Raw genomic sequence first — 20,171 nt, forward strand, 5'->3', positions numbered from 1 at the left:
CGCCGCAAATCGACCGCACGCCGAGAGCGCGGGGGCATCCCTTCCTTCTCGTGCCAAGATGGGATACAGACAAAAAGTTTGGCTCCAAAACGCAAACTGTATTTTGTCTGAACTGCCGGACATCCGGTCCGGGTCCTGTCCTTGGGGCGAACACGGATGGCGGGGCATGAGAGGGCCCATGCCACGGTCTGTTTTAGTCGTAGCTGATCTGCGACACGGCACAAGGAGACACCCTATGCTGCTTATCGGTAACGGAAGGGTCATCACCCGCGACGCCGCCAACCCCTACCTCGAGCAGGGGGCCGTCCTCATCGACGGGGACACCATCGTCGAGGTGGGCGACGAGGCGGCCCTCAAGGCCGCCAACCCCGGCGCCGACTACGTCGACGCCCACGGCGGCGTGATCATGCCGGGCCTTGTCAACTGCCACACGCACATCTACTCGGGCCTCGCCCGCGGCCTGGCCATCAAGGGCTGCGACCCCCACAACTTCCTCGAGAACCTCGAGCAGCAGTGGTGGAACATCGACCGTCACCTCACCCTCGACGGCACCCGCGCCTGCGCCTACGCCACGGTCCTCGACTCCATCCGCGACGGTGTGACCTGCATCTTCGACCACCACGCCAGCTTCAAGGAGATCCCGGGCTCGCTCTTCGCCATCAAGGACGTCTGCGCCGAGCTCGGCATGCGCGCCTGCCTCTGCTACGAGGTCTCCGACCGCGACGGCGTCGAGAAGCGCGACCAGGGCATCAAGGAGAACGCCGACTTCGCCCGCTGGTGCGCCAAGGAGGACTCCTCCATGATCGCCGCCATGTTCGGCGGCCACGCCACCTTCACCCTCTCCGACGAGACCATGGACCTCATGGCCGAGGCCAACGACGGCCTCACGGGCTTCCACATCCACGTGTCCGAGGGCATGAACGACGTCTACGACTCCCTGGAGAACCACTACGGCGTGCGTCCGGTGGAGCGCCTGCTCAACCACGGCCTGCTCGGCCCCAAGACCATGCTCGGCCACTGCATCCACGTCACCCCGGCCGAGATGGACATCGTCAAGGAGACCGGCACCTGGCTCGTCAACAACCCCGAGTCCAACATGGGCAACGCCGTGGGCTGCTCGCCGGTGCTCGAGTTCTTCCGCCGCGGCATCCCCGTGTGTCTGGGCACGGACGCCTACACCAACGACATGCTCGAGAGCCTCAAGGTCTTCGTCGCCATCCAGCGCCACAACGCCGGCATGCCCAACGTCGCCTGGGGCGAGGCCATGACCATGCTGTTCCAGAACAACCCCGCCATGGGCGAGAAGTACTTCGGCCGCACCCTGGGCAAGCTCGCCCCCGGTGCCGCCGCCGACGTGGCCGTCTTCGACTACAACGTCTTCACCCCGTTCTCCGACGAGAACGTCGACGGCCACATGCTCTTCGGCATGATGGGCAAGAACTGCCGCACCACCGTCATCAACGGCCGCGTGGTCTACAAGGACCGCGAGTTCGTTGACGTGGACGAGGCTGCCATCAACGCCTGGACCCTCGAGCAGTCGAAGCTCCTCTGGGGCGACCTCAACGACCGCCAGTACTGATCCTCACCCCAAAGGAAGCGGCCGGCACCCCGGCCCCGACAGATAGGACACCCATGAGCGACATCATGCGCCCCATCGGCTTCGACCACCTTATGACCTGGATCCTCGACGAGTACCGCACCAAGGGCACCGTCTTCGGCGAGCAGCGCGTCGTGCGCTGCGACCCCGACCGCGCCTTCCCCATCTTCGACGAGCGCATCGAGACCCCCTTCGGCATGGCCGCCGGCCCCAACACCCAGCTCGCCCAGAACCTCGTGGCCGGCTATGTGTGCGGCGCCCGGTTCTTCGAGCTCAAGACCGTCCAGAAGATGGACGGCGCCGAGCTCTCCGCCTGCGTCCCCAAGCCCTGCATCCTCGCGTCCGACGAGGCATACAACTGCGAGTGGTCCACCGAGCTCACCGTGCCCCAGGCCTTCGCCGAGTACGTCAAGGCCTGGGTGGCCTGCAAGCTCATCGCCCGCGAGTTCGGCTTCGGCGACCCCGACGGCTTCGTCTTCAACATGAGCGTGGGCTACGACTACGAGGGCATCACCACCCCTAAGATCGACGCCTACATCGAGGGCATGAAGGACGCCTCCGACACCGAGGTCTTCAAGGAGGCCATCGCGTGGACCCGCGACCACCTCGACCTGTTCGAGGTGGTGGACGAGGCCTTCGTCGACTCCATCACGCCCCATGTCTCCGCCTCCATTACCGAGTCCACCCTCCACGGCTGCCCGCCCGCCGAGATCGAGAAGATCGCCACCCACCTCATCTGCGAGAAGGGGCTCAACACCTACGTCAAGTGCAACCCCACGCTGCTCGGCTACGAGTTCGCCCGCACCACCCTCGACGGCCTGGGCTACGACTACATCGCCTTCGACGACCATCACTTCGTCGAGGACCTCCAGTGGGCCGACGCCGTCCCCATGATCGAGCGCCTGCGCGCCCTCTGCGACGAGCGCGGCCTCGAGTTCGGCGTGAAGCTCACCAACACCTTCCCGGTCGACGTCACCCGCTCCGAGCTCCCCAGCGAGGAGATGTACATGAGCGGCCGCTCCCTCTACCCGCTCTCCATCGCCCTGGCCGCCAAGATCGCCGAGCGCTTCGACGGCACCCTGCGCATGTCGTACTCCGGCGGCGCCGACGCCCACAACATGGCCGACCTGGTCTCCGCCGGCATCTGGCCGGTCACCGTGGCCACCACCATCCTCAAGCCCGGCGGCTACGAGCGCCTCTCCCAGATCACGGGCCTGCTCACCGAGCTGCCCGGCGAGGCCTTCACCGGCGCCGACCCCGAGCGCATCGCCGAGCTCGCCGACGAGGCCGCCCACGGCGACGCCTGCCGCAAGCCCATCAAGCCGCTGCCCGAGCGCCACATCCCCGGCGAGCTCCCGCTCACCGACTGCTTCACGGCCCCGTGCCGCCACGACTGCCCCATCCACCAGGACATCCCCGGCTACCTCCGCGCCGTGGACGAGGGCCGCTACGCCGACGCCCTGCGCATCGTCCTCGAGCGCAACGCGCTGCCCTTCATGACCGGCACCCTCTGCCCGCACCACTGCACCGACTCCTGCATGCGCAACTACGTCGATGCCCACGTGCTCATCCGCGAGGCCAAGCTCGAGGCCGCCAAGCGTGGCTTCGCCGCCGTGGCCCCCTCCCTCGCCGCCACCGAGAAGTCCTCCGACCGCCGCGTGGCCATCGTCGGCGGTGGCCCTGCCGGCCTCGCCTGCGCCTGCTTCCTCACCCGCGCCGGCGTCCCCGCCACCATCTTCGAGCGCGCCGAGTCCCTCGGCGGCGTCGTGCGCCACGTGATCCCCGGCTTCCGCATCGCCGACGAGGACATCCAGAAGGACATCGACCTCTGCCTGGCCTACGGCGCCGAGGTGCGCTGCGGCGTGGAGGTGGACTCCGTCGACGCCCTCAAGGACGAGGGCTTCACCGACGTCGTCGTGGCCACCGGCGCCTGGGCCCCCGCGTCCCAGGTCCTCGCCGAGGGCGACGAGCTCGACGCCCTGGAGTTCCTGGCCCAGGCCAAGGAGTCCCCGGAGACCCTCGACCTCGGCACCGACGTCGTGGTCATCGGCGGCGGCAACACCGCCATGGACGTGGCCCGCGCCGCCAAGCGCATCCCCGGCGTCGAGAACGTGCGCCTCGTCTACCGCCGCAACCGCCGCTACATGCCCGCCGAGGAGGAGGAGCTCGTGTTCGCCCTCGAGGACGGCGTGGAGTTCATGGAGCTCCTGAGCCCGGGCAAGCTCCACGACGGCAGCCTCACCTGCGACGTCATGGCCCTCGGCGCCCCCGACGCCTCCGGACGCCGCCGCCCCGAGCCCACGGGCGAGACCGTCGAGGTGCCCGCCACCTCCGTCATCGTGGCCGTGGGCGAGAAGGTCGAGCGCGGCCTGTTCGAGTCGGCCGGCGTCGAGATCACCGACCGCGGCATCCCCGCCGTGTCCGGCAACCTCGCCAGCAACGTCGAGGGCGTCTGGGTCGCCGGCGACGCCCGCCGCGGGCCGGCCACCATCGTGGAGGCCATCGCCGACGCCGCCGTGGTCGCCGCGTCCATCTCGGGCTGCGACTTCAACGGCCAGTCGGCCCAGAACATCGACCCCGAGTACGGCCGCGCCCTGGCCACCCGCGGCAACGTGGCCCACGACTGCAGCCACTGCACCCCCACCCGTTGCCTCGGGTGCCCCACGGTGTGCGAGGCCTGCGTCGAGGTCTGCCCCAACCGGGCCAACGTCGCCGTGCGTGTGCCCGGCATGCGCCAGCGCCAGATCGTCCATGTGGACGGCATGTGCAACGAGTGCGGCAACTGCGCCGTCTTCTGCCCGTACTCCGAGGGCCGTCCCTACAAGGACAAGCTCACGGTGTTCTGGAGCGAGGAGGACTTCGAGAACTCCGGGAACGAGGGCTTCCTCGAGGCCGACGGCGGCGTGAAGGTGCGCCTCGACGGCCAGGTGGCCGTCTTCGACCCCGACGACGAGGCCTGCGGGCTCCCCGAGGGGGTCCGGAGGACCATCCAGGCGGTCCGGAGGGACTACGCCTACCTTCTCTGCAGGTAAGGGAGAACGAGGACCGTTCGACTTCAATTAGTCGAACGGTCCTTCTCATAGGATCGGAATTCAAGGGAACAGATATTTCAGTAGGAAGGAGTGCCCTGTGGAAGACGTCTACACCTTCACCGTCAACGGGTGCCAGGTGAGCACCTCAGAGAAGAAGCCCCTGCTGCGCTTCTTGCGCGACGACCTGCACCTCACCTCCGTCAAGGACGGGTGCAGCCAGGGAGCCTGCGGCACCTGCACCATCGTCGTCGACGGCAAGGCCCAGAAGGCCTGCGTGCTCAACACCGCCAAGGCCGAGGGCAAGACCATCGTCACCTGCGAGGGACTCACCGACGCCGAGAAGGACGCCTTCGTCTACGCCTTCGGCGCCAAGGGCGCCGTCCAGTGCGGCTTCTGCACGCCCGGCATGGTCATGGCGGCCAAGGCCCTCATCGACGGCAACCCGGACCCCTCCGAGGACGACGTCAAGAAGGCCATCAAGAACAACATCTGCCGCTGCACCGGCTACAAGAAGATCATCGAGGCCATCCAGCTGGCCGCGGCGGTGCTGCGCGGCGAGGCCCCCGTGGACGAGGCCCTCGAGAACGGCGCCGACGGCTTCGGCGTGGGCGACCTCGCCTTCCGCCTGGACGTCCGCGAGAAGGTGCTCGGCTACGGCCAGTACCCCGACGACATCTACGAGGAGGGCATGGCCCACGCCAGCGCCGTGCGCACCCCGCACCCCCGCGCCCGCGTGGTCTCCATCGACACCTCCGAGGCCCTCGAGGTCCCCGGTGTGCTCGCCGTGCTCACGGCCGGGGACGTCCCCGTCAACAAGGTGGGCCACCTCCAGCAGGACTGGGACGTCATGATCGCCGAGGGCGACGTCACCCGCTGCGTGGGCGACGCCGTGGCCCTCGTCGTGGCGGAGAACGAGCGCGCCCTCGAGGAGGGCAAGCGCGCCGTCAAGGTGGAGTACGAGGTCCTCGAGCCCGTCCGCAACGTGCACGAGGCCGCCGCCGAGGGCGCCCCCGCCGTCCACGAGGGCGGCAACCTCTGCCAGCAGCGCCATATCACCCGCGGCGACGCCAAGGCGGCGCTCGCCGAGGCGGCCCACACCGTCACCGAGAGCTTCACCACGCCCTTCACCGAGCACGCGTTCCTCGAGCCCGAGTGCGCCGTGGCGTGGCCCACGGAGGGCGGCGTGCGCATCGTCACCACCGACCAGAGCGTCTTCGACACCCGCAAGGAGGTCGCCCACATGTTCGGGTGGGACGACGAGCCCGAGCGCGTCGTGGTGGAGAACGCCCTCGTGGGCGGCGGCTTCGGCGGCAAGGAGGACGTCTCCGTGCAGCACCTGGCCGTCCTCGCGGCCCGTGCCGTGGGCCGCCCGGTGAAGGCCAAGCTCACCCGCGACGAGTCCATCCGCTTCCACCCCAAGCGCCACGCCATGGAGGCCACCTTCACCGTGGGCTGCAACGAGGACGGCATTCTCGTGGGCCTCGACTGCGACGTCTACTTCGACACCGGCGCCTACGCATCGCTCTGCGGCCCCGTCCTCGAGCGTGCCTGCACCCACGCCCCGGGCCCCTACTGCTACCAGAACACCGACATCCGCGGCTACGGCTACTACACCAACAACCCGCCCGCGGGCGCGTTCCGCGGCTTCGGCGTCTGCCAGACCGAGTACGCCCTCGAGGTCTGCCTCGACCTCCTCGCCGAGAAGGCCGGCATCTCGCCCTGGGAGATTCGCTACCGCAACGCCATCGAGCCCGGCAAGGTGCTGCCCAACGGCCAGATCGCCGACTGCTCCACCGCCCTCAAGGAGACCCTCGAGGCCGTGCGCGACGTCTACGAGGCCAACGCCGACCATGCGGGCGTGGCGTGCGCCATGAAGAACGCCGGCGTGGGCGTGGGCCTGCCCGACAAGGGCCGCGCCCGCATCGTGGTCCGCGACGGCGTGGCCTGCGTCTACTGCGCCGCGTCCGACATCGGCCAGGGCTGCAAGACGGTCTTCGCCCAGATGGCCTGCGAGGCGTCGGGTCTGCCCCTGGACAAGGTGCGCATGATGCCAGTGAGCAGCGAGCTCGGCCCCGACTCCGGCACCACCTCCGGCTCGCGCCAGACGCTCATCTCCGGCGAGGCCGTGCGCATGGTGGCCGCCGACCTCCGGGCCGACCTCGACGCTGCCGGCGGCGACCTCGCCGCCCTCGAGGGCCGCGAGTACTACGAGGAGTTCTTCGACCCCACCGACAAGCTCGGCGCCGACGTGCCCTATCCCAAGAGCCACGTGGCCTACGGGTTCGCCACCTCCGTGGCCATCCTCGACGAGGAGGGCTACGTCGACCAGATCTGGCAGGCCCACGACTCCGGCAAGGTGGTCAACCCCATCGCCATCCAGGGCCAGATCGAGGGCGGCGTGCTCATGTCCATGGGCTACGGCCTCACCGAGGACTTCCCCCTCAAGGACTGCGTGCCCACGGCCAAGTACGGCACCCTGGGGCTGCTCAGGGCCGACCGCATCCCCGACATCCACGCCATCTACGTCGAGAAGGACGAGCTCCTGCCCTTCGCCTACGGCGCCAAGGGCATCGGCGAGATCAGCTCCATCCCCACGGCCCAGGCCATCGCCGGCGCGTACATGGCCCGCGACGGCAAGGTCCGCAACAAGCTCCCCATGGAGGACACCCCCTACGCCAGGAAGCCCAAGAAGGCCGCCAAGATGACGCCCGAGCAGATCGCCGCCGCCATGGCCGCCAAGAAGGCCGCCAAGAAGGCCGAGTAGGGGAGCGTCGGCAGAGGAAACCGCGCGCCTCCGGGGCCCGGCCCCGGAGGCGCCAGGAGATCTTTTGAAAGAAGGTCGATCGATGAAGGAGTTCAAGGAGGTAGGAAGGCCGCTCAAGAGAGTTGACGCCTTCGACAAGGTCACGGGCAGGGCCAAGTACTGCTACGACCTCCTGCCCACGGACCACCTGGTGGCCAAGATGGTGCTCGCCACCGTCGGCAACGGCCGCGTGGTGTCCATCGACACCGCCGAGGCGGAGAGGATTCCGGGCGTGGTGGGTGTCTACACCTGCTTCGACCCCGACCTTCCCCAGCAGCCCTTCGGCACCGCCGGCCACCCCTGGTCGTGCGACCCGGGCCACCAGGACATCCAGGACCGCAACATCCTCACCCAGCGCGTGCGCCAGTACGGCGACGTCGTGGCCGCGGTCGTGGCCGAGGACACCGTGGCGGCCGACCGCGCCGTGCGCGCCGTCAAGGTGGAGTACGAGGAGTACCCGCTCGAGCTCACGCGCTTCGAAGCCGTGGACCGTCCCGAGGACTTCCCGCCGCTGCACGAGGCGCGCCCCAACAACATCATCGCCCACGTTGACAACCGCACCGAGGTCCAGGGCGGCTACGAGACCGTCGAGCAGATCCTCGACGACCCCCAGTGGCACCGCACCCACATCGAGGTCAAGACGCCGCGCCAATCCCAGGCCCACATCGAGCTCTGCCTCTCCTTCGCCTACGGCGAGGGCGACCGCATCGTGGTGGTCTCCTCCACGCAGCTGCCCCACATCTGCCGCCGCATCGTGGCCCAGGCGCTCGGGCGCCCGTGGGGCGACATCCGCGTTATCAAGCCCTACATCGGCGGCGGCTTCGGCAACAAGCAGGACATCCTCTACGAGCCCCTCAACGCCTGGCTCTGCGAGAAGGTGGGCGGCCGCTGCGTGCTGCTCGAGCTCACCCGCGAGGAGGTCTTCGCCTACACGCGCTCCCGCCAGCCCAAGGAGTGCCACATCGACGCCGCGTGGGACGACGACATGAACCTCAAGGCCCGCAGCCTCGAGGGCTGGTCCAACCAGGGCTCCTACGCCGCCCACGGCCACGCGCTCATGGCCAACACCGCCAACTCGTTCCGCCAGGAGTACTCCGCCAAGGAGCTGGCGCACCACGGCGTGGCCACCACGTTCTACTCCAACGAGACCTGCGCCGGCGCCATGCGCGCCTACGGCGTGCCCGAGGGCAACTGGGCGGCCGAGGTGCTCATGAGCGACATCGCCTACGACATGGGCTGGGACGGCGCCGAGTTCCGCCTCAACAACTTCATGGAGCTCGGCTACAAGGACCCGTTCTGGCCCGGTCCCCTCTGCTGCTACTCCCGCGGCATCGACGAGTGCGTGGCCAAGGGCAAGGAGCTCATCGGCTGGGACGAGAAGCGCGCCGCCTACAAGGACCAGACCGGCCCCGTGCGCCGCGGCGTGGGCATGGCCCTCTTCTCCTACAAGACGTCGGTGGCCGGCCTCTCCCTCGAGACCTCCAACGTCCGCATGCACCTCGCCCAGGACGGCTCCATCATGCTGCAGATGGGCGCCACCGAGATCGGCCAGGGCGCCGACACCGTCTTCTCCCAGATGGCCGCCGAGACCGTGGGCGTGCCCACCGAGACGGTCCACATCGTCAGCCAGCAGGACACCGACGTCACGCCCTACGACTCCGGCGCCTACGCCAGCCGCCAGACCTACGTGGCCGGCACCGCCTGCCGCAAGGTGGCCGAGGAGCTGCGCGAGAAGATCCTCGACTACGCCGCCTTCCTCAACCCCAAGCGCCAGGGTCCCTTCGACATGCGCGACGGCGTCATCTACGACGTCGCCGGCAACGAGGTGACCACCATCGGCGAGGTGTCGATCCAGTCGTACTACCACCCCACCAACGCCAAGCAGATCGAGGCCCAGGACGGCATCAACGTCCAGGAGAACACGTTCGCCATGGGCGCCTGCTTCGTCGACCTCACCGTGGACATCCCCATGGCCAAGGTCACGGTCAACGACGTGGTGGAGGTGCACGACTCCGGCGTGATCATCAACCCCAAGACCGCCGAGCAGCAGGTCCACGGCGGCATCGCCCAGTCCGTGGGCATGGCGCTCTCCGAGGAGCTGCTCACCAACCCCAAGGACGGGTCCATCCGCAACAACAACCTGCTCGACTACAAGATCCCCACCATGATGGACCTGCCCGACCTCACGGCCGACTTCGTGGAGACCTACGACCCCACCGGCCCCTACGGCAACAAGGCACTCGGCGAGTGCCCGTGCATCCCCGCCGCCCCCGCGGTGCGCGATGCGATCCTCAACGCCACGGGCGTCAAGTTCTACGAGGCGCCCATGACCCCTCAAAGGCTCTTTGAGGGATTCAAGAAGGAGGGATTGATCTAACCTATGTATGACATCACCTACTTCCACGAGGCAACGAGCGTCCAAGACGCCGTGAGGCACCTCACCGAACACCCCGAGGCCAAGGTGATCGCCGGTGGCACCGACGTCCTGGTCCAGATCCGCGAGGGGCGTTTCGGCCCCACGGAGCTGGTGTCCATCCACGAGCTCAGAGACGAGCTCTGGGGCGTCACCGTCACCGACGACGAGACCATCTGCATCGGCCCGATCACCTGGTTCCAGGCGGTGAACCGCGACCCCATCTGCCAGGAGCGCATCCCGGTGCTCTGCGACGCCTGCGACACCCCCGGCGGCCCCCAGCTCCGCGTCTCCGGCACCATCGGCGGCAACGTGGCCAACGGCATCACCTCGGCCGACACCGCCTCCACGCTCTTCGCCCTCGGCGCCAGGATGGTGCTCGAGGGGCCCGACGGCCAGCGCGTGGTGCCCATCGAGGAGTGGTACGCGGGCCCGGGCAAGACCGTGCGCGAGCAGAACGAGCTGCTCGTCTCCATCCAGATCCCCCGCGACCATTACGAGGGGTTCACCGGCGACTACATCAAGTACGGCAAGCGCAACGCCCTGGAGATCGCCACCATGGGGTGTTGCTGCCTGGTCAAGCTCGCCGCCGACCATGAGACCATCGAGGACGTCCGCTTCGCCTACGGCGTGGCCGGCCCCAACCCGTGCCGCTCCAAGGCGGCCGAGGACGCCGCCCGGGGCAAGACCGTGGCCGAGGCGGCCGCCGTCGTGGGCGACGCCGCCCTGGAGGACCTGCACCCCCGCGACTCCTGGCGCGCCTCCAAGGACTTCCGCATGCAACTGATCAAAGAGATGACCAGGCGCGCTCTGGTGAACGCCGCCAACAAGGGAGGTTCCAGCGCATCATGGAAATGAGAATCCTGAGCTGCACCGTCAACGGCAAGCCCGTCCAGGTGGGCTACGACGTCCGCGAGTGCCTTCTCGACACCCTGCACGACCGCCTCGGCCTCACCTCCGTCAAGCGCGGCTGCGAGGTGGGGGAGTGCGGCGCCTGCACCGTCCTCATCGACGGCGTGGCCACCGACACCTGCCTCTACCTCACCGCGTGGGCCGAGGGCAAGACCATCGAGACCGTCGAGGGTCTCCAGGCCGCCGACGGCACCCTCGACCCCGTCCAGCAGGCCTTCATCGACGAGTTCGCCGTCCAGTGCGGCTTCTGCATCCCCGGCATCATCATGTCGGCCGAGGAGCTCGTGCGCTCCGGCAAGACCTACACCCGCGACGAGATCCGCAAGGCCCTCTCGGGGCACCTCTGCCGCTGCACCGGCTACCAGAACATCGTCACCGCTGTTGAGAAGGCCGTGAACCTCGTCAACGGCATGGTGGGGGAGGATGGCGACGCCGCCTGACGCCCGGAACGTGACCGTGCGGCGCCCCAGGACCTGGCGGGAGCGGGGCGCCGCACGGAATGCAAGGAGACAGGTGACCGGCGGGAGGGCCCGATGGCCCGCCGCCCGGCCGACTGTACCTTAGCTTCGAGCATACTCCTAGGACTCCCGCCATAGCACCCGCGTCTACACTCACGTTTTCCCGAAGGGGTAACTATGGCCATAGGAAGAAGCGTGACGCGCGTCGATGCAATCGACAAGGTCACCGGCCGAGCCCAGTTCACGGCCGATCTCGTACCCAACCCCCACCTCGTAGCCAAGGTGGTGCGCTCCACCATCGCCTCGGGACGGGTGGTGTCCATCGACACCTCCAAGGCCGAGCGGCTTCCGGGCGTGGTGGGCGTCTGGACCTGTTTCGACCCCGACCTGCCCAGCTACCAGATCTACACCGCCGGCCACCCGTGGGTGGTCGACCCGGCCCACCGCGGCGACATCGAGGACCGCAAGATCCTCGACGCCAGGGTGCGCCAGTACGGCGACAACATCGCCGCCGTCGTCGCGGAGGACTCCGTGACCGCCGACAGGGCCGTGAGGCTCATCGAGGTGGAGTACGAGGAGTACCCCATCATCTTCGACTACGACGACGCCGTGAACCCGCCGGCCGGCGCCCCGCCCGTCCACGAGGAGTGCCCCGGCAACGTCCACGCCGAGTGGGACACCCGCACCGACCTCGAGGGCACCGGCTACGGCTCCATCGAGGAGATCCACGCCGACCCCCGTTGGCACCACGGCTCCTACGTCATGGCCACGCCGCGCCAGCAGCAGGCCCACATCGAGACGTGCCTGTCCTACTGCTACATGGAGGGCAAGCGCATCGTCTGCGTCACCTCCACCCAGATTCCGCACATCATCCGCCACTCCATCGGCCTCGCCCTCGAGATCCCCTGGGGCGACGTCCGCGTGATCAAGCCCTGCGTGGGCGGCGGCTTCGGCAACAAGCAGGACGTGCTCTACGAGCCCCTCAACGCCTGGCTCTGCAAGAAGGTGGGCGGCCGCTGCGTGCTGCTCGAGCTCACCCGCGAGGAGGTCTTCGCCTACACGCGCTCCCGCCAGCCCAAGCGCTTCGTGGCCGAGGCCAGCTGGGACGACGACATGAACCTCGTGGCCCGCTCCTGCGAGGGCTACTCCAACTCCGGCGGCTACGCCAGCCACGGCCAGGCCATCGTCGCCAACGGCCAGGGGTCGTTCCGCTACATGTACTCGGGCCAGGAGAAGGCCTGCTACACCAAGGCCCTCACCTACTACTCCAACCAGTCCACCGCCGGCGCCATGCGCGCCTACGGCGTGCCCGAGAGCACCTGGGCGGCCGAGTGCATGATGAGCGACATCGCCTACGACATGGGCTGGGACGGCGCCGAGTTCCGTCTCAACAACGCCATCAAGCTCGGTTACTCCGACCCGTTCTGGCCGGCACCCCTGGTCTGCGTCTCCAACGGGCTGCCCGAGTGCGTCGAGCGGGGCAAGGAGCTCATCGGCTGGGACGAGAAGAAGCGCCTCTACGCCGACGAGACCGGCCCCGTGCGCCACGGCGTGGGCATGGCGCTCCTGTGCTACAAGTGCTCCGTCGCCGGCCTCGAGCTCGAGACCGCCAGCGCCCGCATGCTGCTGGCCGAGGACGGATCGGTCATGCTCGAGCTCGGTGCCACCGAGATCGGCCAGGGCTGCGACACCGTCATGTGCCAGATGTGCGCCGACGCGGTGGGCGTGCCCTTCGAGGCGGTGCACATCCTGTCCACCCAGGACACCGACGTGAGCCCCTACGGCGCCGGCGCCTACGCCAGCCGCCAGACCTACGTCACCGGCATCGCCATCAAGAAGGTGGCCGCCCAGCTCAGGGAGAAGATCCTCACCTACGCCGCCGGCCTCATCCCCGACGGTCAGAACCTCGACCTCGTGGACGGCCAGATCGTGGGCGGCCCCGACAGGGACCACCTCGAGCCCCTCATGAGCCTCGGCGAGCTCTCCTGCATCGCGTACTACTCCCGCACCGACTCCCAGCAGATCAGCGCCGAGGGCACGGCCCAGACCGACCTCAACTCCTTCTGCCTCGGCGCCTGCTTCGTGGAGGTGGAGGTGGACGTCCCCCTGTGCAAGGTGGAGGTCAAGAACGTCGTCCAGGTCCATGACTCCGGGCGCATCATCAACCCGGCCACGGCCGCCGGCCAGGTCCACGGCGGCATCGCCCAGTCCGTGGGGTTCGGCCTGTTCGAGGAGCTCATCGAGGACCCCGCCACCGGCCGGACCCTGAACGACAACTTCCTCGACTACAAGATCCCCACCATGCTCGACCTGCCCGACCTCACGGCCGAGTTCGTGGAGACCTGGGACCCCACGGGCCCCTTCGGCAACAAGTCCCTGGGGGAGCCGCCGGCCATCCCCGCCGCCCCGGCCATCCGCGACGCCATCCTCGACGCCACGGGCGTGAAGCTCTACGAGGCCCCCATGACGCCCCAGCGCCTCTTCGAGGGGTTCAAGGAGGCCGGCCTGGTCTGACGTTCTTCCATACAGTGTGCCCATAGCACAAACGTGGGCCGCGCCCTTCGGTTTCCCCTTATTTTCCGTTCGCAGAACCAAACTGAACGTTTGGGGAACGGGCGTGTAAGGTGGATTGAAAATGAGGGATGTACCTCAACGGGTTCCCTTATTTTCCCTGTACCGCGGGCGCGGCCCACGCCCGGCACCGGATCGTCGTCATCCCGAGAAAGGCGGTCGTATGGAAGAACTGCTGCGGATGGAGGGGATCAGCAAGCGCTTCGGGACGTTCTACGCCAACCACGGCGTGAACCTCGATATCAGGCGCGGCGAGGTCCACACGCTCCTCGGAGAGAACGGGGCGGGCAAGTCCACCCTCATGAACATCCTCATCGGGCTCTACCAGCCCACGGAGGGCAGGATCTTCATGGGGGGCGAGGAGGTCCACATCACCTCTCCGGCAGTCGCCGTCGAGCACGGCATCGGCATGGTGCACCAGCACTTCATGCTCATCGAGGCCATGACGGGCTTCGAGAACATCATCCTCGGCTCCAAGGTCAACCCGTCGCCCCTCATCGAGGAGGCCAAGGACAAGAAGGCCATCATGGAGCTGGCCGAGCGCTACGGCCTCGAGGTGGACCTCGACCTTCCCGTGAGCGAGATGTCCATCGGCATGCAGCAGCGCGTCGAGATCCTCAAGGTGCTCTACCGCGGCGCCGAGCTGCTCATCCTCGACGAGCCCACCGCCGTCCTCACCGACCAGGAGGTCGAGGGCCTCTTCGAGATCATGCGGTCGCTCACGGCCGAGGGCAAGTCGGTCATCTTCATCTCCCACAAGATGCGCGAGGTCACCCGCATCTCCGACCGGGTCACGGTGCTGCGCGCCGGCGAGTCGGTGGAGACCCTCGAGATGGCCGACACCACGGGCCAGGAGCTCTCCGACCTCATGATCGGCCACCACTACGTGGAGAGCACCTATGAGAAGGTCGCGGGCGATCGCCCGGTCCTCGAGATCAAGGGCGTCTCCTACCACCCCGAGGAGAAGCACGGCGGCCTGAGGGACGTCGACCTCACGGTGCACAGCGGCGAGATCGTGGGCATCGCCGGCATCGACGGCAACGGCCAGTCCCAGGTGGCGGCCCTCGTGGCCGGGCTCATCGCGCCGGAGTCGGGGGAGGTGTGGCGCAACGGCGAGAAGGTGGCCGTGTTCTCCCCGGAGGACTTCATCGACCAGGGCCTCGGCAACATCCCCGAGGACCGCAACAAGATGGGCCTCGTGGGCGACATGACCGTGGCCCAGAACCTCATTCTCAAGGAGACCGACTCCGACCGGTTCTCCCTCGGCCACGGTCTCTGGCTCAAGTCCGGCGCCATCCAGGAGTTCGCCGAGACCAAGCGCGTCGAGAACGACATCCGCTGCACCTCGGTCAACCAGACCGCGAGGAGCCTCTCCGGCGGCAACCAGCAGAAGGTGATCCTGGCCCGGGAGCTCGACGGCGACCCCGAGGTGCTCGTGGCGGTGTACCCCACCCGCGGCCTCGACATCGGCGCCACCAACTTCATCCACGACTCCATCGTGGCCCAGCGCGACAAGGGCTGCGCGGTGCTCCTCATCTCCGCCGACTTCGACGAGGTCCTCAAGCTCTCCGACCGCATCGCGGTGCTGTTCGAGGGCGAGATCATGGGCGAGTACCCCGGCGACAACCCGCCCATCGACCAGATCAGCCTCGCGATGGCAGGAAAGTAGGTGAGAGGCAGTGAGTAGATTCAGATTCACCAAGTTCGGCAAGCGCTACCGCGACAAGGCCCTCGGCATCGTCATCCCCGTCGTGGCCATCCTCCTGGCCTTCGTGGTGGGCGCCATCGTCATCCTGTGCCTCGGCAAGAACCCGGTGGAGGGCTACGCCCTGCTCTTCTCCGGCGCCCTCGGCAACCCCGGGCGCGTGGCCCAGTCGCTCATGAGCGCGTGCCCGCTCATCTTCACGTCGCTCGCCGTGGCGTTCGCCTACAAGTGCGGCGTCTTCAACCTCGGCGGCGAGGGCCAGTTCATCATGGGCGCCACGGTGACCATGATGGTGCTGCAGGTCACGGGCGCCCAGGGCGTGCCCGGCGTCCTGCTCGGCATCCTCGTGGGCATCGTCGCCGGCGGCGTCTGGGGCCTCCTGCCCGGCGTCATGAAGATCACCCGCGGCCTCAACGAGCTCATCACCACGATCATGCTCAACTACGTGGCCACGCTGTTCATGAACTACATCTACTCGGGCCCGTTCCACGACCCCGACTCCGGCAACCTCCAGACGCCCGCCGTGGCCGACAGCGTGAACCTCATCCGCGTCGACCGCATGCACTTCGGCGTCATCATCGCCATCCTCATGGCGGTCGTGGTCTGGTACGTCATCTACAAGACGAGCTTCGGCTTCAAGATCCGCGCCGTGGGCATCAACCCCACCGCCGCGCGGGTGGCGGGCTTCCCCGTCAAGCGCCTCGTGCTCCTCTCGTTCGTGATCTCGGGCGCCATCGCCGGCTTCGGCGGCTCCGTCGACCTCCTCGGGCGCCAGTACCGCCTCATGACGGGCTTCGGCTCGGGCTTCGGGTTCTCGGGCGTGGCCATCGCGCTCATCGCCCAGCTCAACCCGATCGGCTCCATGGTGGTTGCCCTGTTCTTCGGCATGCTCACCACCGGCGCCTCCTCCATGCAGGTGGGCATCATGGTCCCGTCCGCCATCCTCGACATCATCCGCGCCCTCATCATCATCTTCGCGGTGTCCGGCATGGCCCTCATGAAGCTCCCCACCTTCAAGAACCTGCTCAACCGTCGTCCCATGGACCAGGAGGGTCTCGTGCCCCCGGCCACCGGTGACCAGAAAGTGGAGGTGAGCGAGTAATGGAAGCCTTCCTCAGCTCCATGCCCGACGTGCTGGCCACGACCATCCGCATGACGGTGCCGCTGCTCTTCGTGGCCCTGGGCGAGCTCTTCTCCGAGCGCGCCGGCCTCGTGAACATCGGCCTCGACGGCCTCATGACCATCGGCGCCTTCACCGGCTTCGTGGTGGGCTACCAGACCGGCAACCTCTGGCTCGGCGTCCTGTGCGGCGCGGTGGCGGGCATAGCCGTGAACATGGTCTACGCCTTCTGCACCGTCTCGCTGCGCGTGGACCAGACGGTGACCGGCATGGCCATCAACATCCTCGCGCCCGGCATAGCCACCTTCGCCTACAAGGTCATCTTCGGCGACGGCTCCACCCTCGTCCAGGGCACCACCATGGACAAGCTGGCCATCCCCGGCCTCTCGGCCATCCCGTTCGTGGGCGACATCCTGTTCAACCAGACGCTCCTCGCCTACCTGGCCTACATCGCCGTGCCCCTCTGCTGGTTCTACTTCGCCCGCACCCGCGGCGGCCTCAACTTCCGCTCCGTGGGCGAGAACCCCCAGGCGGCCGAGACCCTGGGCATCGACGCCATCAGGACCAAGTACCTCGCCTCGGTGGTCTGCGGCGCCCTCGCCGGCATCGGCGGCGCCTTCCTCACCCTCTGCTACACGAGCACCTACGCCACCGGCGTGGTGGCCGGCCGCGGCTTCATCGCCCTCGCGGCCGTGATCTTCGGCCGCTGGAGCTCGGTGGGCATCCTCGGCGCCACGCTGCTCTTCGGCTTCTTCGATGCCGTGCAGATCGCCCTGCAGGTCTCCGCCCCCGCGGTCCCGTACCAGTTCTTCGCCATGATCCCCTACGTGTTCACCATCGTCGCCCTGTTCTTCTTCAACGCCCAGAAGGGCGGGCCCAAGGCCAACGGAAAGCCCTACTTCCGAGAGGAACGCTGACCCAGGTCCCAAGGGGCCCTGGTCCCAGGGCCCATGAGAGCGCCCCGCACAAGAGGGGTGCGCAGAGAAAGGTGTGTCTATGAAGAACGTCAAGAGATGGCTCGGACTGTTCATGTGCGGCCTGCTCGCCGTGGTCTGCGTGGCCGGCCTCAGCGCCTGTGGCGGCTCCGGCGACTCCGACTCCGGCTCCGGCGACTCGGGCACCGAGGGCGGCGGCTCCGGCAAGAAGGTCGCCATGATTCTCGACGGCCCCGTGAACGACGGCGGCTGGGGCGCCTCCTGCTACGACGCCATGGTCCAGGCCGCCAAGGACCACGGCTGGGAGACCGCCTACACCGAGAACGTCGCCCAGGCCGACTGGACCACCACCATGCAGGACTACGTCGACCAGGGCTACGACCTGGTCATCGCCCCGGGCAACCAGTACACCGCCTCCGTCGAGGACTGCGCCAAGTCCAACCCCGACGCCAGGTTCTGCATCTTCAACGACGAGGTCAACGACTACGACAACATCGAGTGCACCATGCCCGACACCGTGCAGATCGGCCAGATCGCCGGCATCATGGCGGGCCTGACCTCCAAGACCAACAACATCGGCTTCATCGGCGCCATGGAGCTCGACACCACCCTCAACAAGATCAAGGGCTACACCGAGGCCGCCCAGAAGATCAACCCCGAGATCAAGGTGACCACCGCCTACTCCAACAGCTTCTCCGACGCCGCCAAGGGCAAGGAGCTGGCCACCACCATGATCAACTCCAACAACGTCGACGTCATGTTCGGTGACGCCTCCATCGTCGACACCGGCGCCCGCGAGGCCCTCAAGGAGGCCGGCGCCGGTCACTTCGACATTGGCCAGCCCGGCGACATCACCGACACCGACCCCGAGCTCATCCTGGTCTCCGTGGTCACCGACAACGTGAAGATGACCAACGAGGTGATGGACGACGTGGAGAGCGGCTCCTTCGGCAAGAAGACCATCAAGGGCGACCTGTCCAACGGCGGCGTCTACGCCGGCGCCGTGTCCGACAAGATCGTCGACGCCGACACCAAGGCCAAGTTCGAGGAGTACGTGACCCAGCTCAAGGACGGCAAGTTCTAACGCAAGACCTCCAACCGTCCCCAGGCAGACCCTTTGTCAGGCCCGAGAAGGCCCCGGAGCGAGCGTGTTCGCCCGGGGCCTTCCCCTATGGAGCCGGCGAGGAGAGGGAGGAGCGAAAATACCCGCTCACGGGCCTTGAACGACCGTCCACCGGTAAACGGCGTCGATTGGGGGGACTCTGGGGGATGAGCCTTGCAACCCCCCATGAACAGACTATAGTTGAGGTGTCCAAACAAAAAGTTTGGCTCCCAAATTGAACGTGTGGTCAATGTCGCAGGGAAGGGAACGTCCATGCAGCTGCCAGAGATGAAATGGGTCCTCAACAAGTGCCCCAAGAGTGAGGACTCCAACCTTCCCGTCATGTCCCTGGAGAACGTGGCCGCGGCCCGTGCCTTCCACCAGGGCTTCCCGCAGTACTCCGTGACCCCCCTCGCCGACCTCGACGCCATGGCCGGGCGCCTCGGCCTCGGCGGCCTCTACGTCAAGGACGAGAGCTACCGCTTCGGCCTCAACGCCTTCAAGGTCCTCGGCGGCTCCTTCGCCATGGCCCGCTACATCGCGCAGCAGACCGGCCGCGACATCGCCGACACCACCTTCGACTACCTCACCGGCGACGACCTGCAGAAGGACTTCGGCCAGGCCACCTTCTTCACCGCCACCGACGGCAACCACGGCCGCGGCGTGGCCTGGGCCGCCAACCGCCTCGGCCAGAAGGCCGTCGTGCACATGCCCAAGGGCTCCACGCAGACCCGCCTCGAGAACATCGCCAAGGAGGGCGCCGAGGTCACCATCGAGGACCTCAACTACGACGACTGCGTGCGCCTGGCCGCCAAGGAGGCCGACGAGACCGAGCACGGCGTCATCGTCCAGGACACCGCCTGGGACGGCTACGAGGAGATCCCCTCCTGGATCATGCAGGGCTACGGCACCATGAGCTCCGAGGCCGCCGAGCAGCTCCGCGCCCTCGAGGTCAACCGTCCCACCCACGTGTTCGTCCAGGCCGGCGTGGGCTCGCTCGCCAGCTCCGTCGTGGGCTACTTCGCCAACCTGTTCCCCAGCTGCCCGCCCACGTTCGTGGTCATGGAGGCCGGCGCCGCCGACTGCCTGTACCAGAGCGCCAAGGCCGCCGACGGCGAACCGCGCATCGTGGGCGGCGACCTCGAGACCATCATGGCCGGCCTCGCCTGCGGCGAGCCCAACACCATCGGCTGGGACATCCTGCGCAACCACGTCACGGCCTTCGTCAGCTGCCCCGACTGGGTGAGCGCCAAGGGCATGCGCATGCTCGCCGCGCCCCTGGCCGGCGACCCGGCCGTCACGTCCGGCGAGTCCGGCGCCGTGGGCATGGGCGTGGTCTCCACCATCATGGAGGACCCCGACTACGCCGACCTCAAGGAGGCCCTGGGCCTCGACGGCAACTCCCGTGTGCTGCTCTTCTCCACCGAGGGCGACACCGACCCCGTCCGCTACCGCGAGGTGGTCTGGGGCGGCGCCTACCCGACCGAGGACGTCGAGCGGTAGGCATCCATCGCCAGAGTGTG

General features: G+C 67.8%; 12 protein-coding genes. All 12 read left to right on the forward strand.

The window, feature by feature from the left end; translation table 11 throughout:
* The first annotated feature begins 235 nt into the window (after window positions 1-235).
* The 12 genes from ssnA (at window position 236) to dpaL (ending at window position 20,151) form a co-directional block, all read left to right on the forward strand.
* Window positions 236-1,579 (forward strand): putative aminohydrolase SsnA, encoded by a 1,344-nt coding sequence (gene ssnA, locus NFR49_RS09030; protein ID WP_251159266.1) that lies wholly within the window; start codon window positions 236-238, stop codon window positions 1,577-1,579.
* A 53-nt stretch (window positions 1,580-1,632) separates the two neighbouring features.
* Window positions 1,633-4,629: a putative selenate reductase subunit YgfK gene (ygfK, locus tag NFR49_RS09035; protein WP_251159267.1), complete on the forward strand. Its 2,997-nt coding sequence runs from the start codon at window positions 1,633-1,635 to the stop codon at window positions 4,627-4,629.
* 97 nt (window positions 4,630-4,726) lie between these two features.
* The gene (gene xdh / locus NFR49_RS09040) at window positions 4,727-7,393 is read left to right on the forward strand and encodes a selenium-dependent xanthine dehydrogenase (RefSeq protein ID WP_251159268.1); all 2,667 of its coding nucleotides are present in this window, start codon (window positions 4,727-4,729) and stop codon (window positions 7,391-7,393) included.
* A gap of 82 nt (window positions 7,394-7,475) precedes the next feature.
* Window positions 7,476-9,809, forward strand: coding sequence for a xanthine dehydrogenase subunit XdhA (gene xdhA, locus NFR49_RS09045; protein WP_251159269.1), 2,334 nt, complete (start codon window positions 7,476-7,478; stop codon window positions 9,807-9,809).
* A gap of 3 nt (window positions 9,810-9,812) precedes the next feature.
* Window positions 9,813-10,703 carry a xanthine dehydrogenase subunit XdhB gene (xdhB, locus tag NFR49_RS09050; protein ID WP_251159270.1) on the forward strand — a complete coding sequence of 297 codons (891 nt, stop codon included), beginning with the start codon at window positions 9,813-9,815 and terminating at the stop codon, window positions 10,701-10,703.
* Entirely contained in the window at window positions 10,694-11,197 is a 504-nt protein-coding gene (gene xdhC, locus NFR49_RS09055) for a xanthine dehydrogenase subunit XdhC (protein WP_251159271.1), read from the forward strand. The genes xdhB and xdhC overlap by 10 nt, the downstream gene beginning before the upstream one ends.
* Window positions 11,198-11,392: 195 nt before the next feature.
* Complete coding sequence (xdhA, locus tag NFR49_RS09060) at window positions 11,393-13,729, forward strand: xanthine dehydrogenase subunit XdhA (RefSeq protein WP_251159272.1); 2,337 nt, start codon at window positions 11,393-11,395, stop codon at window positions 13,727-13,729.
* A 220-nt stretch (window positions 13,730-13,949) separates the two neighbouring features.
* Window positions 13,950-15,455: an ABC transporter ATP-binding protein gene (locus NFR49_RS09065; RefSeq protein ID WP_251159273.1), complete on the forward strand. Its 1,506-nt coding sequence runs from the start codon at window positions 13,950-13,952 to the stop codon at window positions 15,453-15,455.
* Between the two features lie 10 nt (window positions 15,456-15,465).
* Window positions 15,466-16,593 (forward strand): ABC transporter permease, encoded by a 1,128-nt coding sequence (locus NFR49_RS09070; protein ID WP_251159274.1) that lies wholly within the window; start codon window positions 15,466-15,468, stop codon window positions 16,591-16,593.
* Window positions 16,593-17,528 (forward strand): ABC transporter permease, encoded by a 936-nt coding sequence (locus tag NFR49_RS09075; RefSeq protein ID WP_251159275.1) that lies wholly within the window; start codon window positions 16,593-16,595, stop codon window positions 17,526-17,528. The genes NFR49_RS09070 and NFR49_RS09075 overlap by 1 nt, the downstream gene beginning before the upstream one ends.
* A 79-nt stretch (window positions 17,529-17,607) precedes the next feature.
* Entirely contained in the window at window positions 17,608-18,630 is a 1,023-nt protein-coding gene (locus NFR49_RS09080; RefSeq protein ID WP_251159276.1) for a BMP family protein, read from the forward strand.
* A gap of 291 nt (window positions 18,631-18,921) precedes the next feature.
* A complete protein-coding gene (dpaL, locus tag NFR49_RS09085) occupies window positions 18,922-20,151 on the forward strand; it encodes a diaminopropionate ammonia-lyase (RefSeq protein ID WP_251159277.1) in 1,230 nt (409 codons plus the stop codon).
* Window positions 20,152-20,171: the final 20 nt, after the last annotated feature.

It is taken from the genome of Caniella muris, assembly GCF_943193035.1.
Taxonomy (GTDB): Bacteria; Actinomycetota; Coriobacteriia; order Coriobacteriales; family Atopobiaceae; genus Granulimonas; species Granulimonas faecalis.